Source organism: Biomaibacter sp. TOL (genome assembly GCF_059717795.1).
On the sequence record NZ_AP046092.1, the window covers coordinates 1,060,661 to 1,075,583 of the forward strand.

At 47.6% G+C, this 14,923-nt stretch carries 14 protein-coding genes; all 14 read right to left on the reverse strand.

Annotated features, from left to right (window positions below; genetic code table 11):
- Positions 1–28 precede the first annotated feature (28 nt).
- Positions 29–403, reverse strand: coding sequence for a glycine cleavage system protein GcvH (gcvH, locus tag AC6I1H_RS05310; RefSeq protein WP_497739926.1), 375 nt, complete (start codon positions 401–403; stop codon positions 29–31).
- Positions 404–463: 60 nt separating this feature from the next.
- Entirely contained in the window at positions 464–2,587 is a 2,124-nt protein-coding gene (gene acsB / locus AC6I1H_RS05315; RefSeq protein WP_497739927.1) for an acetyl-CoA decarbonylase/synthase complex subunit alpha/beta, read from the reverse strand.
- 29 nt (positions 2,588–2,616) lie between these two features.
- Entirely contained in the window at positions 2,617–3,402 is a 786-nt protein-coding gene (gene acsE / locus AC6I1H_RS05320; RefSeq protein WP_497739928.1) for a carbon monoxide dehydrogenase/acetyl-CoA synthase methytransferase subunit, read from the reverse strand.
- A gap of 27 nt (positions 3,403–3,429) precedes the next feature.
- Positions 3,430–4,791, reverse strand: a complete 1,362-nt coding sequence (gene acsC, locus AC6I1H_RS05325; protein WP_497739929.1) for an acetyl-CoA decarbonylase/synthase complex subunit gamma — start codon at positions 4,789–4,791, stop codon at positions 3,430–3,432.
- Positions 4,792–4,808: 17 nt separating this feature from the next.
- The gene (acsD, locus tag AC6I1H_RS05330; protein ID WP_497739930.1) at positions 4,809–5,744 is read right to left on the reverse strand and encodes an acetyl-CoA decarbonylase/synthase complex subunit delta; all 936 of its coding nucleotides are present in this window, start codon (positions 5,742–5,744) and stop codon (positions 4,809–4,811) included.
- 142 nt (positions 5,745–5,886) lie between these two features.
- Positions 5,887–6,666 (reverse strand): ATP-binding protein, encoded by a 780-nt coding sequence (locus tag AC6I1H_RS05335; RefSeq protein ID WP_497739931.1) that lies wholly within the window; start codon positions 6,664–6,666, stop codon positions 5,887–5,889.
- 27 nt (positions 6,667–6,693) lie between these two features.
- The gene (gene lpdA, locus AC6I1H_RS05340; RefSeq protein WP_497739932.1) at positions 6,694–8,076 is read right to left on the reverse strand and encodes a dihydrolipoyl dehydrogenase; all 1,383 of its coding nucleotides are present in this window, start codon (positions 8,074–8,076) and stop codon (positions 6,694–6,696) included.
- 21 nt (positions 8,077–8,097) lie between these two features.
- Positions 8,098–8,982 carry a methylenetetrahydrofolate reductase gene (locus tag AC6I1H_RS05345; RefSeq protein ID WP_497739933.1) on the reverse strand — a complete coding sequence of 295 codons (885 nt, stop codon included), beginning with the start codon at positions 8,980–8,982 and terminating at the stop codon, positions 8,098–8,100.
- A 19-nt stretch (positions 8,983–9,001) separates the two neighbouring features.
- Positions 9,002–9,649 carry a methylenetetrahydrofolate reductase C-terminal domain-containing protein gene (locus AC6I1H_RS05350; protein ID WP_497739934.1) on the reverse strand — a complete coding sequence of 216 codons (648 nt, stop codon included), beginning with the start codon at positions 9,647–9,649 and terminating at the stop codon, positions 9,002–9,004.
- A 114-nt stretch (positions 9,650–9,763) separates the two neighbouring features.
- Positions 9,764–10,612 carry a bifunctional 5,10-methylenetetrahydrofolate dehydrogenase/5,10-methenyltetrahydrofolate cyclohydrolase gene (locus tag AC6I1H_RS05355; RefSeq protein WP_497739935.1) on the reverse strand — a complete coding sequence of 283 codons (849 nt, stop codon included), beginning with the start codon at positions 10,610–10,612 and terminating at the stop codon, positions 9,764–9,766.
- Between the two features lie 81 nt (positions 10,613–10,693).
- Entirely contained in the window at positions 10,694–11,323 is a 630-nt protein-coding gene (locus AC6I1H_RS05360) for a cyclodeaminase/cyclohydrolase family protein (RefSeq protein ID WP_497739936.1), read from the reverse strand.
- Positions 11,317–12,144 carry a DUF166 domain-containing protein gene (locus AC6I1H_RS05365; protein ID WP_497739937.1) on the reverse strand — a complete coding sequence of 276 codons (828 nt, stop codon included), beginning with the start codon at positions 12,142–12,144 and terminating at the stop codon, positions 11,317–11,319. The genes AC6I1H_RS05360 and AC6I1H_RS05365 overlap by 7 nt, the downstream gene beginning before the upstream one ends.
- Before the next feature lie 217 nt (positions 12,145–12,361).
- The gene (locus AC6I1H_RS05370; RefSeq protein WP_497739938.1) at positions 12,362–14,041 is read right to left on the reverse strand and encodes a formate--tetrahydrofolate ligase; all 1,680 of its coding nucleotides are present in this window, start codon (positions 14,039–14,041) and stop codon (positions 12,362–12,364) included.
- 95 nt (positions 14,042–14,136) lie between these two features.
- Positions 14,137–14,922, reverse strand: a complete 786-nt coding sequence (locus AC6I1H_RS05375) for an ATP-binding protein (protein WP_497739939.1) — start codon at positions 14,920–14,922, stop codon at positions 14,137–14,139.
- Between the last annotated feature and the right edge of the window lies 1 nt (position 14,923).

The following is a 14,923-nucleotide window of genomic DNA, read 5'->3' on the forward strand; positions in this document are numbered from 1 at the left end:
GCCACTTTTTCAAGTGGCTTGTGCGAAATTATAAACTCTTTTCGTACGCGGTACTATCCATCAAATTGTCAAGTTCGTCGGGATCTGCAATCTTTACCTTAATCATCCAGCCTTTTTCATAAGGAGATTCGTTTACCAACTCGGGGCTATCCTCCAGTTCGCCGTTAACCTCAATGACTTCGCCGCTTACAGGTGCATATAAATCCGACGCCACTTTGGCGGACTCGATGCTGCCGAAAACTTCGCCCTGTTTTATTTTTTTGCCCGCATCCGGCAAATCCACATAGAGGATCTCTCCCAACTGGTCCTGAGCGTGGTCGGTAATACCTATGATAGCGACATCTCCTTCGACCTTCGCCCATGTATGTTCGGCATGATATTTGATGTTAGATGGAAATTCCATATTTTCCCTCCTATTTTATTCTTGATTTTGTAGTGCTGTCAGTGCGGCTTCCCACTTCCGTTATAGCATCGGATTCATAGTTAGGGCAGGATGGCCGACTTTCGTGAGAAATTCCACCACAGTATCCGGATCCGTTCCCACAGTCTCATCGGCAATCATGTCGTAGAAATTATCTATGCCTATTTCTTTGGCTCTCTGCTCCAGTTTATCCTTCAGGGCCTCTTTCAACTCTTTGGGCATCCAGACCACTCTGGCGAGCCCGCCGTCGGCATACAGGAACTTTTTGCTAGTGATGAACTGCCGCCCGTGGCCCATGAATCCCGGCGTCTGGACGCCTCCTCCCGTGGTGGAGGCAAGTTCCCCGAAGGTCATGCCGAGGGGCGTCATACCCGCATACTCTCTGTTGACTATTATGACTCCGTTGGCTTCGGGCATGATGCCGCAGATGCATTCAAAGCAGCCGCACGATGTCATGGGGTCTTCCATGATGGTATAAATATTTACCTTATTGACGGCTCCGTGAGAAAGCTCTGAGACCGCCTTATCCACCGCAGGCCAGTTGCCTTTTACTTCGTCTGTGCATGTGCCCTTTTCTATAGGCTGGCATGGCCCAGCGGGATTGAGTTCCTTTGTGGCTTTGGCGTCCAACCAGCTCACCGCTCCACAGAGGCCCAATCTTTCCGGTGTTACGATGCACACATGGGCAGGCGCAAAGGATTGACACAGCAGGCATGAATAGAAGGTATCCACGCTCTCGTCGGTAAGGCCAGCCAGTCTGGCATCCCTGGCTTCATACCTCGGCTTTGCTATTTCATCTAGAAGTTTCTCCACCCTTTCCTTATCGGTAATTATGGTCACCTGCACTTTATCCACTATGCTGCCGAATTCATCCAGCATCTTGGCGTATAGAACTTCTCCGATATGTTTCAATCTAAAACCTGCTTCATAGGTGGATTTGCTTATCCTCAGCCATACGATATCCCTCTGGCCCAGATGCATTACACCTTCAGTATAATTGGCAAAATAGTGTATTCTTCTTTCCATGACAGGTTCAAAATCCTGCTGCATATTCCTGCCTGCCACTTCCACCAGCAGTGCCAGCGGAAGTTTGCCTCCATTGGGCTCAAGAGTGTCTAAATCCGGCCCGATTACTTCTATCTTATGGTCCTCTACTTCAGACATCTCCCTCATCTTTACCAATTCCCAGGCGACAGTTCTGCCTCCTCCGAATTCGGCGAACATGTCTTCTTTTCTAACCCTCTCGCCCTCAAAAGCCGCTGCAAAACCTACGGGAATGGGAAGTTCAGTAATTTTTATTTTTATTCCACGGGCTTCTAGGGATGTAGCCACGATTTTGTCGTAATCCTTTTGGACTATGAGGTTTTCAGGCACTTCCTGTACATCCTGGTCAGTTATTACAGGGAATCCCAGAGCTATAGCTCCGGCTCCAGCGGACACCACAAGTTCGCTCAGGGGGCCTAAGGCATTGACAAAAGCAGGTACTCTTTCTTTCGTGTATTTGAGAAGCTCACCGAGGTTGCCCGGCTGAATATTGCCGAAGATTAGAGCTGCCCTTATGGCTACAGTCACCACATGTATGACTGAGGTTACATCATATCCTAGCGGTATCACCCGAAGCTCCAAACCCATTTTTACTTTGGCATTAATAGCCTGGTCAATGATTTTCCCCACCAGGAAAACCAGCAGTCCTTTGGTCTGATAGCCTTTTATGACTTTTGCCGCCTCTTCCTCTGACGGCGCTTCGCCTATCACTACCGCCACTCCCGGGATGTCTCCGGTCACCAGGGGAACCCCCAGGGAACGAATGACTGTATCAGGAACAAATCCTATGCATGGTTCAGTATAGGGGGTTTTACCACCCGCATACTTGCAAGCCTCTATTACTTCTGCTGCCACAGCAGTGGCAAGGCCAGCATTGAGAGCTTTTTCCAGATTTTGCTCTTTGACTATGAGGCTCTCGATCACCGGTATGACACCCTTTAATTCGGCAAGAGTGTTTATTTTCTTGCCAGTGGCTGCATATATCGTGGGCAGGCTGTAAGCGGTGCCGGGAAAAGCCACTTTTTCATTTTCCCCCAGCTCCGACACCGTTTTTTCCACAACTGACTTACAGGCAGCCAGAGCCTGTTCAGACCCCGTGAAAATAATATCAAATAAGCTCATGATATGCTCCTCCTTTTTCAAATATAAAATCACAACTCCAGGTAGGAATCGCAGTACAGGTTTCTGCCTTTTATCACATCCGCAGTCTTGATAATGTCCATGAGCATCTTGTTTAACGGGTTTACAATAGCTGAAGTAAGGCCGCACTGAATGGCCATGGCGCAGAAAGTAGCTTCAATGAGCCCTCTCAACTCTTTTGGGCAGCCATTAGAGACGTTGCTAAGACCTCCAGTGGTCTTGAATCCCATTTCGGTAATCTGGCGCAGTGCCTCCAGAACCTCCTGCTGTTTATCCTGCATTCCTTTTACCACCACAAAAAGCGGGTCAAACAAGATATTCTCGGGATCAAGCCCGGCTGCCATCGCCCTGTCCAGGATTTCTGTGCAGTATTGGATTCTTTCATCATTGTCTCTGGGTATTCCCTCTTTTGCGCAGAGGCCTATGACCATGGCATCATATTCTGCCGCCATATCTACCATGCCGAGCCTGGAACCTGCATCAGCAGAATTAATTATCGGTTTCCCGGCTTTCCTATCATATACTTTGATTCCTGCCTCCAGAGCTTTAGTATTGGCGGTATCAAGGCAAAGAGGGGTGTTGGGAAACTCCTGCTGAAGGAGTTTCACCACCCACGGCATCAATTCTTCGCCATCTCTGTCCGCAGGCCCTATGTTCACATCCAGATAATTGGCTCCCGCTTCCACCTGTTCCCTCGCCCTTTCAATGATGGGCTTCGGGTCCCTTTCTTGAAGTGCTTTCCTTATTACAGGGGATATTACATGAATACGTTCTCCGATTGTAATAAATCTCGCCATACATTTATCCTCCTGACATGCGTATTTTTATGATGCGCTTTTCTGGCGGTAATCCTTTAAAAATGCCGGCAGAGAAGCGGCTTCGCGGGTTCCCACTATTACCTTCCAACCCGGCAGCTCGTCTTCTATATCGGATTTCAACACTGCCACTTTCCCGGGTATAATGAGTTCTCGGGTTTTGAGCTTGCCTTCCACTTCAAAATCCTTTATCGCTTTTGCGATGGATTTTGCATTAAGTTTACCTGAAGCCCAGGCAGTCAGCACTGAATACCCTCCCGCATCGGGTATCAGTATCCACGACGGCACCTTGGACCTCTCCACCTCTCCGGAAACTATGAAATATGTCAGCGCAAAGTCTACGGTAACCAGCAGAGGCGATTTTTCATCCGCCTGACCTATCTTGTAAATGCCCTGTTCAATCCTCATAGGCCTCTGTGGATCAGTGTAAATATTCTGTCTCAGGGCAAAGAGGGGCAGAGCCATTGAGTAATCCATATCGCTCAATACTATAATTGACGCATATTTTTCCACAAACAGCGTTGCCATAGCGACTTCCATCATTTTATCTTGCGCCATGTCGCACACAAATGTCACAGTCGGATAGCCGAAAGTCCTGTCTTTTGAAAGGAGCGCCGTCCGCCTTATATTGACAACGTCATCAAAGGCGGCTTTCAGACTCCTGCCGCCGGCGTCCAGGAGAAGTTCCTTGTAACCCATATTCTGTATCTTCTGGACTGTGTCATAAAGCTTTGCCTGATTTTCGGCTTTTATTCCTAGCAGAAGATTGTGCTTCTTTGCTATGCCTACCATGGCTTCGCAGTTTTGTTCATTTGCACCGTAAATTATTGGCCCCAGGGCAGCAAATTCTTCCGCAGCTGCCGAAGCTATATCCGGATCTTCGGAAATTATCATGGGCACCACTTTTTTGCACTCAGAAGTTACTTTTTTAATTAGCGAAATAAATTTCTGCTTATCCTGCGACGAACACCTGAATGCCGCTATTTCCACATACATTTCCTCGCTGATGCGGGTATAATTCACTGAGTTTATATGGTTTATCTTTTTTGCCACCTCATCAGCATTTTCTGCATCGTCGAACATCACAGCAAACCTTGGCCTGTTCACAAAAGTCTTTTCGTGCCTGAAAAGTACAGTTTCCCCTCCCAGGGAATATGTCCTTTCCCCGGCACCGAAGGTCACGGTTCTCATCGGGGGGGCGGTGGCCTCCGCCAGCTTGCCCTTCGCCTCATCGGACATGTATGGGCACTTTTCCGCCTGAGTCCCACCCTGAGCCAGCTTCATGGCAAAGGCTAGGCATGTGGGAAAACCGCATTCCTTGCAATTTTTCTTGGGAAGCATTTTGTATATTTCCATACCATTTAAGGCCATGTTCATCTCTCCCATCATTATAACAGTTCATCGATAAATTTGCGGATTACTTCCACGGACTTTGGATGCCTCAAAATTACGGCATTGGAACCCGCCGCCAGCACTCCAGTTGCTGTGGATACCTCCATGGCAATACCTCTTTCTTCCTGATCGCCCCACTCAGGCATATCCTCCTCAGTGGCTATAGCTTCCTTTGCTTTCCATGTTTCAAAGGATACCGGGCTTATTATCGGCATCTGCAGGGTGGCGTCATTCTGATCCAGTGCTGCCAATTTTATCCTGTCCATGGTAGTGACTACATACTCGAATCCGTACCCCACGGCAGCGCACCCCGGGTTCATCACCATTTTTTCCGGTTTTACCCCCAGCTGGGTTATGAGTATGTTCAGCTGTTTTGCAAGATTTAAATCCACTGAAGATTCGGCGCTCACGATATTCCCGTATGCCATGCCGCAGGCGGCGCCGACCTCCTTATAGTTGGCTTCCACCGCCGAAAGAAATACATAATTTTTGTCAGGCAAAGCTTCAGCTATTTTTGTAAAAACTTTGGCATTTTTTTCATCGGAATCGCATCCCGCTATAACCAGCGGAACAGGTACCTCGCCGGCAAGCCTCTCGGCTATGCGGGCGCAGTCTTCAGGAGATCTGTCATCTCCTTCCGGGTTGGCTCCTTCAAATTTAATGCATATGAAATCCGGATTGTATTTTTCCACGCAGAATTTAGCCCATTTTACCGGATCGTCGACATATGGTCCGAATATATCCTTCAGGCTCTGCGGCCAGCTCTCGGGAAAAACATCCCATATTTCCATTCCCACGGCCGGTTTTGCTCCGCTGTCTCCATCGAATTTATAGAACGGGAGCACAGATTCACCTCCGAGTTTTAGCCCGGAGCCCACAGTCACTTCCCGGATTTTTCCGCTGAATTTTTGAGAAGGCTTTTTGTAAGCCATACAGATCACTCCTAATTATAATAAGTTAACTGCAATAGATTATCTCGAATAAATCTTGATTCTGATGCAAAAAGCCGCTTTACTGCCGGAGACGAGCCGGCACCTCCGGCAGCGCGTACTAATTTTTGCCATGTAATAAAATTTAAATAATCTCAATAGACGCTAAGTAAGAATCAAATATTTTCTCTGCGGCTTTTCGAGCTGGCACATCAACAGGAAGTTGCACCAGGGGTATGCCACGGGTGTCGTAATCAAAGATATGGCTGTCCAGCGGTATGGTGCCCGCAAGCTTCAGACCGTAACCGTCAGCAGCATGCTTTATTTCTTCAGTGACACCGCCTTCCGGCACTCTGTTTATTATGAGGTAAAGGTCTCTTACATCCAGAGCGAGTTCTTCTATAAGGCTTTTTACCCTTGCCGCAGCGTCAATTCCCCTTTTTGAACACTCGCTAACAGCAAACATTAAATCCACTTTTTTTGTGGTGCGCCGGCTGAGATGCTCGAGGCCCGCCTCGTTGTCGATCACCATAAATTTATAACTGTCCGCCAGCCTGTCGGTGGCCTCCCTCAACAGGCCGTTGGCAAAGCAGTAACACCCTAACCCCTCAGGCCTTCCCATGACTATTAGGTCGAAACCGCGGCCTTCAATGACGGCCTGCTGAATTTTTAAATTTATATAATCAGCTTTCGACATCCCGCTGGGAAGTTTGCCATCCCTGTTATTTATGCTTATTTCTTCTCTAATTTCTCCCAGCGTGGTTTCAACTTCCATTCCCAATACCTGGTTCAAATTGGAATTCGGATCTGCATCAACCGCCAAGACGGGTGTCATTTTATTTCTTACAAGATAATCCACTAGAAATCCCGCAATCGTTGTCTTCCCCGTGCCTCCCTTGCCCGCTACCGCTATTGTATACGCCATGTTACCAGCTCCCTGAAGTTGATGTTTTCATACTTTGTGAATTGCATCGCCGTTTACGTCTTTTAACGCTTCCATGACTGCTTCGGACAGGGTGGGGTGCGAATGAATGGCTGACCCCAGTTCGTCTGCCGTAAGGCCGTACTTTATGCCTGCCACCAACTCCTGAATGAGGTCAGTAGCATGGGGTCCCAGAATGGATGCTCCCAGTATCTTTCCGGTTTTTTCATCGGCTATCACTTTTACCTTTCCGACAAGCTGTCCCATAGCCTGAGCTTTTCCAAGGCCCCTGAAATCAAATGTCCCTTTTTTAATGGTGTAGCCCCGGGAAAGAGCCTCTTCTTCTGTAAGCCCCACACCGGCCACCTCCGGATCGGTGAAAACGCCTCTGGGCACTGCGGAATAATCCATAGTACATTTTTTGCCCATAATGTTTTCCACCGCGCATTCCGCCTCTGCGGAGGCGAGATGGGCCAACTGCGGTCCTGGGACTACATCACCTACAGCATAAATACCCTCTATATTTGTCATCATATGTTCATCCACTGTAATTCTTCCATTTTCCACCCGGACCCCTACCTGTTCCAATCCCAGGCCCTGAATGTTTGCCTTCCTGCCGATGGCCACCAGCATCATTTCTGCCTCTATTCCATCGCCATTTTCAAAAATGGCTTTTACTCCCTTGTCGTTTACTTCGACTTTAACAATTTTTGTGCTCAGCATCAGCTTTATCTTTTTCCTCTTTAATACCTTTTCCATCTCCCGCCCTATTTCTCTGTCTTCTAGCGGCAGGGCGTGGTCCATCATTTCCACCATGGTAATTTCAGTGCCCATATTGTTGAAGAACATGCCGAATTCGCAGCCGATGACACCTGCTCCAACTATTATCATGCTGGAGGGCAATGTCTTGAGTTTCAGAGCCTCATCGCTGAGAAGCACCTTTTTGCCGTCATATGGAAAGATGGGTATCTTTGCCGGCGAGGAACCGGTAGCCACAACTATAGCATCGGCTGTCAAAGTCTCGGATGAACCGTCGTCTTTTATTACTGTAACCTCGTTTTTAGCTGTAATCCTTCCTATCCCTTTTATCGTCTTGACTTTGTTTTTTTCGAAAAGAAATTCTATTCCCTTAACTAGCCTTTCCACTATCTTGTCTTTTCTATCCATTATGGCAGCAAGATCAGGGGTTACTTTGCCTTCTATATGAATTCCAAATTCTTCTGATTCCTTGATGGCAGTCAGAACATCGCTGGAAGCCAGTAGCGCCTTGGTGGGGATACAGCCTCGATTCAGGCACGTGCCACCCACCCTGTCGTTTTCCACCACGATTGCCTCGGCTCCCATCTTGGCCGCCTTAATAGCCCCTACATATCCCGCAGGACCTGCACCTATGAATACAATTTTCTTTCCCATAGCTATCCTCCTGCTAAAAATTTATGCTGCCCGCTTTAAATCACACATTTCCAGCAGTACCGGGACGTTTTCTTCTGCCCCTATAGCCATTATGTGGACCCCATCGCACAGTTTCTGCCGTACTATTTCATTTATGAATTCAGCGGCTATCTTCAATCCTTCCTTTACCTTATCCTGAGACTTCCTGAGCCTTTCGATGATTTCTTCGGGCACATATATTCCGGGTACGTTCTTGTTCATGTAGTTGGCCATTCCCGGAGACTTCAATGGTATCACCCCGACCAGTATTTTCGTGTCTATACCCCTTGCTGCCTCCAGGAATTTTTTAAACAATTCTATATCATAGACAGCCTGGGTCTGAAAGAATCTTGCACCAGCATTGACTTTTTTCTTCATTTTCAAAACCTGAAGCTCAATGGGGTCGTATACCGGCGTTACGCTCGCTCCCAGAAAAAATTGCGGTGTTCCCGTCAGGGTATTCCCCGCCAGGTCTTTGCCGGACATAAGAGTAGTTGCTGTCTGCAATATGTTTACCGAATCCATATCAAATACGCCTTTGGCCTGGGGGTGATCGCCGACTGAGGGATGGTCGCCGGTCAGAGCCAGCACATTTTTAATGCCCAGGGCTGCAGCAGACAGCAACTCCCCCTGGATGGCTATACGGTTCCTGTCCCTGCCGGTTATCTGCATGACTGGCTCCAATCCTTCTTCCACAAGGATAGCGGCTGCACCCAGGGATGAGGCGCGAACCACCGCGCTCTGGAAATCGGTCACGTTCACCGCATCCACCATATCCTTAACTTCTCTTGCACATTGTTTAAACCTGCCAAAATCAGTGCCTTTCGGAGGAGCCATTTCCGCGGTAACGGCAAAAGCGCCGCTTTCCAACTTTTGAGCAAGACCCATAGTCCTTCCTCCCTTTTTACTATTTACCTACGGTTACCCTTCGCGGATTTGCAGCTTTGCTGTAATCCTTCGGGCCCTTTATTTCCAGCAATCGCTCGAGTTCGTTTGATTCCTTTAACTTGTTATATATCAGAACCCATGCGCAGTCGTTTTCGGGATTTACTTCGCATTTGCCGTCCTTTGAGCCGCCGCATGGCCCATTCAGGAGGCTTTTTGCGCAGCGGGTAATGGGACAGATACCGGCAGTCCATCCCAGCTCGCACTGGCCGCATGCCCTGCACGCTTCGCTGAAATGTCCGATTCTTTCTACTTCGCCGATGAACATGGTGTCATTGGCAGGATATACCGGGATGCTTGCCACTTCTGCCACGGTCTGAGCGCCGTCGCCGCATGCCATGCACAGTATGGCGTCGGCTGATTCCAGCGCCTGCTTGTATTTTTTCAATGTTGAACGGGTCTGCAGTTTGTGGCACGACGGATCCAGCACCACATATCCCGTAACCTCCTTGCCTTCTTTTTCCAACTTCTCCTTCATGGCCAGGATTTCCTTTTCTCCGCCAGTCATGCAGGATGTGGCGCAGAGGGTGCAGCCTGTTATAAAAATTTTCTTTTTGCCCTCTAAATACTTAAGAATATCCGAAAAAGGTTTCGGCTGTGTGATGACCATTTGTCCGCCTCCTTTCACATAGCTCTATTCTATATTGAGTCTTTTATATTTAAGGTACCTGAAAGCTGCACTATTGCCGCTTTCGAGTTTATAATACCACTTATTACACCAAAATTACCTTTGCCTTTTGCAGGCTTCCAACACATGTTTTGCAAGAACAGTGGAGGTCACCGCCCCCACGCCGCCCGGAACCGGCGTTATCATTCCCGCGACAGTACTTACTTCATCAAAATCAACATCGCCGCACATCTTGCCATTTTCGTCAAAATTTATCCCCACATCTATGACTACAGCGCCTTCCCTTACCATCTCTTTCTTAATCATTCTGGCTTTCCCTGCCGCAGCAATCAATAGTTCAGCTCTGCTGGTTTCTTCGGCAAGATTTACAGTCCTGGTATGGCACACAGTTATGGTGGCATTCTCCTTGAGCAGCATCATGGCCAGCGGCCTTCCCACCACCATACTTCTTCCGACAATGACGGTTCTTTTGCCTTTGGGATCTATGCCATAATGATGCAGTATCTCCATTACCGCAGACGGTGTGCAGGGCGCGAATCCCCCTTCTTCACCACTCATGACTTTGCTAACGTTCACAGGGTTGAAACAATCCACATCCTTAGCAGGCGATATCTCATATTTTACCACGTTTTCTGAAATTTGCGATGGCAGCGGCCTCATCACCATTATTCCGTGGACTTTTTCATCGGCATTTTGGCGATGTATTACCTTCAGAAACTCATCCTGGCTCAAATCCTGCGCAAGTTCAGTGACGCTGCACTCAATACCTATTTCACCACACCTTTTAACGGCTCCCTTGATATAAGCGGCAGAATCCGCCCTATCTCCTACTATAATGATGGACAGAGTAGGGACAACCCCTTTTTTTCGAAGCTCATCTACCTCTGACTTCAACTTGTGTTTTAAAGCTTCGGCCACTTCCTTACCGCTCAATATTGTTCCCATTTTCCAGCCTCCTTTAAAAAAATTAATTAAATTCGCTGTATAAAACCAAATATGCTTCCCTGAATAAACTTGAAGCAAACTTTAGCTCTTAAGCCTTTGCTCCACTATGCCTATTGTCTCGTCGACTGCTTCCATGCTTTGTTTTATGAGAAAATCCATTTCCTGGAGGCAGTTTTTCACAAATTCTTCATCCTTGATGCCACTTAGATTGATATCCACATTGAGCTTACCGCTTAAAAGGGCAGCTTTCAAGCAATGTACACCTACCCCTACATCGCTAATGGCAAGCTTCGAACCTATGTCAGCCAGCCTTCTCTGGAGTTTTATAGCCTTGACAGCGTTCTTCATAATATCAAGCGGCACGGTGCACGCCTTCTTCAGCGCCGCCTGCATGGCTTCTTCTCTGGCTTTTTTTTCGCCTTCGGTGCCTTTCGGCATTTTGTACACCTCAGCCACGTCCTTGAAGACCTCAGCATCTCTGTCCACCAGAGAAAGCAGCCTTTCTTGAAGGGCTTTGGCCTCCTCCATAATGCTTTTGACTTCCTCTTCCACGTCTTTATACTTTTCTTTGCCCACGGTGAGATTGCCCACCATGTTGCCCAGGGCTATGCCAATGGCTCCCACAAGGGCGGCGGCCCCCCCGCCTCCTGGCACCGGCTCCTTCGAAGCCAGCACCTCAACAAACTCTCTGCAGCTTTTTTCAATCAGCATTCATGCGTCCCTCCCCATTTTTTTACTGCCATTCTGGCAGCATTGAAATTTATATGGCCTGCCACATGCATAATGAGGTCATTTAACTCCGGGTCCATACCCCCGCTGGAAATGCAGGGGTATGAAGCCCAGAGATTATTGGCCCTTTCCGGAATTTCTTCTTTTGTCAATCCCAAAAGCCCTGAGGCCACAAAATATGTGGCTCCACAGGGTGATGACCTTATTACATTGACATCCATCACTCTGTCTTGCTCATCCAAAATTAATTCATACTCTGGCATTCCAATCCTGAAATGCTCGATAAACTTATTTATCAGCTCAAATCTGCCTTTTGACAGCGAACAAAAGGGTCTCGGAAAAGCATACTCCAAACCCAGGTTTTCACAAACAGTTTTTATCTTATTTAAAAAAGAATTATCTATCCACGAAGGGTCTTCCCTAGGAGCGATTAGGGCCCGGCATCCGGCGCCGGGAGCCCTTTTCAAAATTTCCAGAAAGATATCGGGATGCACCCCTACAATTACAAGAATGTCATGGGAGGGAAGCTCGGTTTTTATATGCGCCTCAGGGTCATCTATTAATTCCGGTAGCACAGATGGGAATTCTATAATCCCTGCCAGCTCGGAAGAAAAATCCAGACTGTATTTTTTTCGAAATTCCAGGCATCGATGGGAACATACGTACTTGCCATCTTTATAATCGGTGATGTGTGGGATAAATCTTCTTTCGGCAAATTCACCGCCGTATTTTTTGTGAAACGGGCCGGGTACAGCGGGAGTGTCCTCGCTCCTCGCTATTAATATCTTCAATCCACCTGCCATGTCATCTTCACCCTGCTATACCAGTATATACATCGTCCTCTTTTGTAAATATTATAACTTATTTCAGTACAAATTTCCACCAGAATTTTAAAAAAATGTAGGATATTTAAAAAAGCCTTCATTAATATAATTACTAGCGATTAGTCAGCGGTCGGCTTTTTTGAAATGCATTACGGAAAGCCCTAAATTAAGGTATATTATTGCTTTCCTATGCATTTTAAAAAAGCCCGGTTATGCGTCCGTCCGCATCAACATCAATATTTTCAGCAGCAGGCTTTTTCGGAAGCCCAGGCATTGTCATTATTTCTCCCGTAAGCGCCACCACGAAGCCCGCACCTGCAGAGACTTTTACATTTCTCACACTTATTTTAAAGCCCACAGGCCTTCCCAGTTTCCGTGGATCGTCCGAGAGGGAATACTGCGTCTTGGCTATACATACCGGCAGGTTTTTAAAACCGAGTTCTTCTAAATTTCCTATTTCTTTGATAGCGGCCGGTGAAAATTCCACTCCATCCGCTCCGTATATTTCCCGGGCAATGGTTTCTATTTTTTCCGCTATTCCCAGTTCAAGGCTGTATACAGGCTTATAACGATTTTCGCCCTTTTCTATCAATCGGAGCACTTCTTTTGCCAAATCAATACCGCCATTGCCACCTTTTGCCCATACTTCCGACAGCACTGACTTCACGCCATAGCGGGAGCATTCTTCTTCGATTAGTTTTAACTCCGCTTCGCTGTCCGTCGGGAAGCGGTTGATGGCGACCACGGCCGGCAGGCCGAATTTTACGGTGATGTTCTCCACGTGCTTCAACAGATTGGGAATACCTTTCTTTAGTGCATCAAGATTTTCCTTGTTCAAATCTTCTTTTGCCACTCCTCCGTTATACTTGAGGGCTCTGACCGTGGCCACTATTACCACCGCGTCCGGCTTTATCCCTGCAACCCTGCACTTGATATCCAGGAATTTTTCCGCGCCCAGGTCAGCACCAAATCCTGCTTCTGTTACTACATAATCCGCCAGTTTCAAAGCCATTTTCGTAGCCATTATGCTGTTGCAGCCGTGGGCAATATTAGCAAACGGGCCGCCGTGCACAAAGGCTGGAGTGCCTTCCAGTGTCTGGACCAAATTGGGCTTTAATGCATCTTTGAGCAGGGCTGCCATGGCCCCCTGGGCTTTCAGTTCTCCCGCCGTGACCGGCCTTCCGTCATAAGTATACCCTATTATTATTCTGGCCAGTCTATTCTTTAAATCCTCAAGGTCTTTCGCAAGGCAAAATATGGCCATGACCTCCGAAGCGACAGTAATGTCATATCCGTCTTCCCTGGGGGTGCCGTTAGCCTTGCCACCAAGGCCGTCGACGACGAACCTTAGCTGCCGGTCGTTCATGTCCACGCATCTTCTCCACGTAATGCGCCGGGGGTCAATGCCCAAAGCATTACCTTGATATATGTGGTTGTCAATCATCGCCGCCAAAAGATTGTTGGCTGCGCCGATGGCGTGAAAATCGCCCGTAAAATGCAAATTTATGTCTTCCATGGGAATTACCTGAGCGTATCCGCCTCCGGCAGCACCACCCTTTATTCCGAACACCGGACCCAGCGAAGGTTCTCTTAAGGCTATGGCAACCTTTTTCCCCAGCTTATTGAGGGCATCCCCCAGACCCACAGTTGTAGTTGTTTTTCCCTCGCCTGCTGGTGTGGGGTTAATGGCGGTGGTCAGAATAAGCTTTGCATCTTTTTTGTCCTCAAGCTTTTTCAACAGATTGTAATCGACCTTTGCCTTATACTTGCCGTAGTACTCGATATCGTCTTCACCGAGTCCCAATTTCCCCGCAATGTCACGGATATGTTGCGGCCTTGCCTCCTGAGCGATTTCAATATCACTTTTGAAATTCATTGGATTCTCCTCCTCTTCTCATTATAGTTTTTTTAAAAAGATTGATTCAGGTGTAAAAAGTCGCTTTCCCGTCGGAGATTGCCCAACCTCCTTTCTCACTCAAATATCCTTAATCTGGATTCCAGCTCTTTTTTAATCTTTCTAATCTCCATTACTTTTTTGCTGCTCTGATCATAAGGCGAAACTCCCATCCTATCGGCAAAAATGACATCCTCATCGTATGACATAAATCCGAGCACAGGCACATCTTTGCATGAATCCAAAATGAATTTTTCTTCTTCTGGTTTTTTTATTTTATTCCCCACTGCAAATATGTTATTGATGCCGATGTCCCGGGCAAGTTTCTCTACGGCCTTTAGCGTCTGAATACTCCTTTTTCCTGGCTCCACCACCACTACAAAAGCATCTACCGATTGGGCAGTGGCCCTTCCCAGGTGTTCTATGCCCGCTTCCATGTCCAGTATCAATACCTCATTTGACATGAGTATGAGGTGACTCATAAGCGCTTTCAAAAATGCGTGCTCCGGGCAGATGCATCCGCTGCCGCCTTCTTTCACCGTTCCCATTACCAGAAGTTTCACGTTTTTACAGGTAATGCAGTATTTTTCTGGAATATCGTCAACTCTGGGATTTAGCTTGAACATCTGACCGATAACTCCCGGTACAGCTTCAGTCCTTTGGGCAATCAGGTCTTTCATTTCAGAAAGGGGCACGATTTTTTCCGCTATCTCATCGGGGAATCCTAGCGCAGAAGCTAAATTGGAATCAGGGTCCGCATCCACAGCCAGCACTTTATATCCATAGTCTGCATACGTGCGCGCCAGTACCCCTGCTAGTGTCGTTTTCCCCGTGCCGCCCTTGCCCGTTATGGCAATCCTCATG

Bases quoted from the DNA above. Each gene is read 5' to 3' on its own strand.
- gcvH (WP_497739926.1), bottom strand. From the start codon at position 403: ATGGAATTTCCATCTAACATCAAATATCATGCCGAACATACATGGGCG.
- acsB (WP_497739927.1), bottom strand. From the start codon at position 2,587: ATGAGCTTATTTGATATTATTTTCACGGGGTCTGAACAGGCTCTGGCT.
- acsE (WP_497739928.1), bottom strand. From the start codon at position 3,402: ATGGCGAGATTTATTACAATCGGAGAACGTATTCATGTAATATCCCCT.
- acsC (WP_497739929.1), bottom strand. From the start codon at position 4,791: ATGGCCTTAAATGGTATGGAAATATACAAAATGCTTCCCAAGAAAAAT.
- acsD (WP_497739930.1), bottom strand. From the start codon at position 5,744: ATGGCTTACAAAAAGCCTTCTCAAAAATTCAGCGGAAAAATCCGGGAA.
- AC6I1H_RS05335 (WP_497739931.1), bottom strand. From the start codon at position 6,666: ATGGCGTATACAATAGCGGTAGCGGGCAAGGGAGGCACGGGGAAGACA.
- lpdA (WP_497739932.1), bottom strand. From the start codon at position 8,076: ATGGGAAAGAAAATTGTATTCATAGGTGCAGGTCCTGCGGGATATGTA.
- AC6I1H_RS05345 (WP_497739933.1), bottom strand. From the start codon at position 8,982: ATGGGTCTTGCTCAAAAGTTGGAAAGCGGCGCTTTTGCCGTTACCGCG.
- AC6I1H_RS05350 (WP_497739934.1), bottom strand. From the start codon at position 9,649: ATGGTCATCACACAGCCGAAACCTTTTTCGGATATTCTTAAGTATTTA.
- AC6I1H_RS05355 (WP_497739935.1), bottom strand. From the start codon at position 10,612: ATGGGAACAATATTGAGCGGTAAGGAAGTGGCCGAAGCTTTAAAACAC.
- AC6I1H_RS05360 (WP_497739936.1), bottom strand. From the start codon at position 11,323: ATGCTGATTGAAAAAAGCTGCAGAGAGTTTGTTGAGGTGCTGGCTTCG.
- AC6I1H_RS05365 (WP_497739937.1), bottom strand. From the start codon at position 12,144: ATGGCAGGTGGATTGAAGATATTAATAGCGAGGAGCGAGGACACTCCC.
- AC6I1H_RS05370 (WP_497739938.1), bottom strand. From the start codon at position 14,041: ATGAATTTCAAAAGTGATATTGAAATCGCTCAGGAGGCAAGGCCGCAA.
- AC6I1H_RS05375 (WP_497739939.1), bottom strand. From the start codon at position 14,922: ATGAGGATTGCCATAACGGGCAAGGGCGGCACGGGGAAAACGACACTA.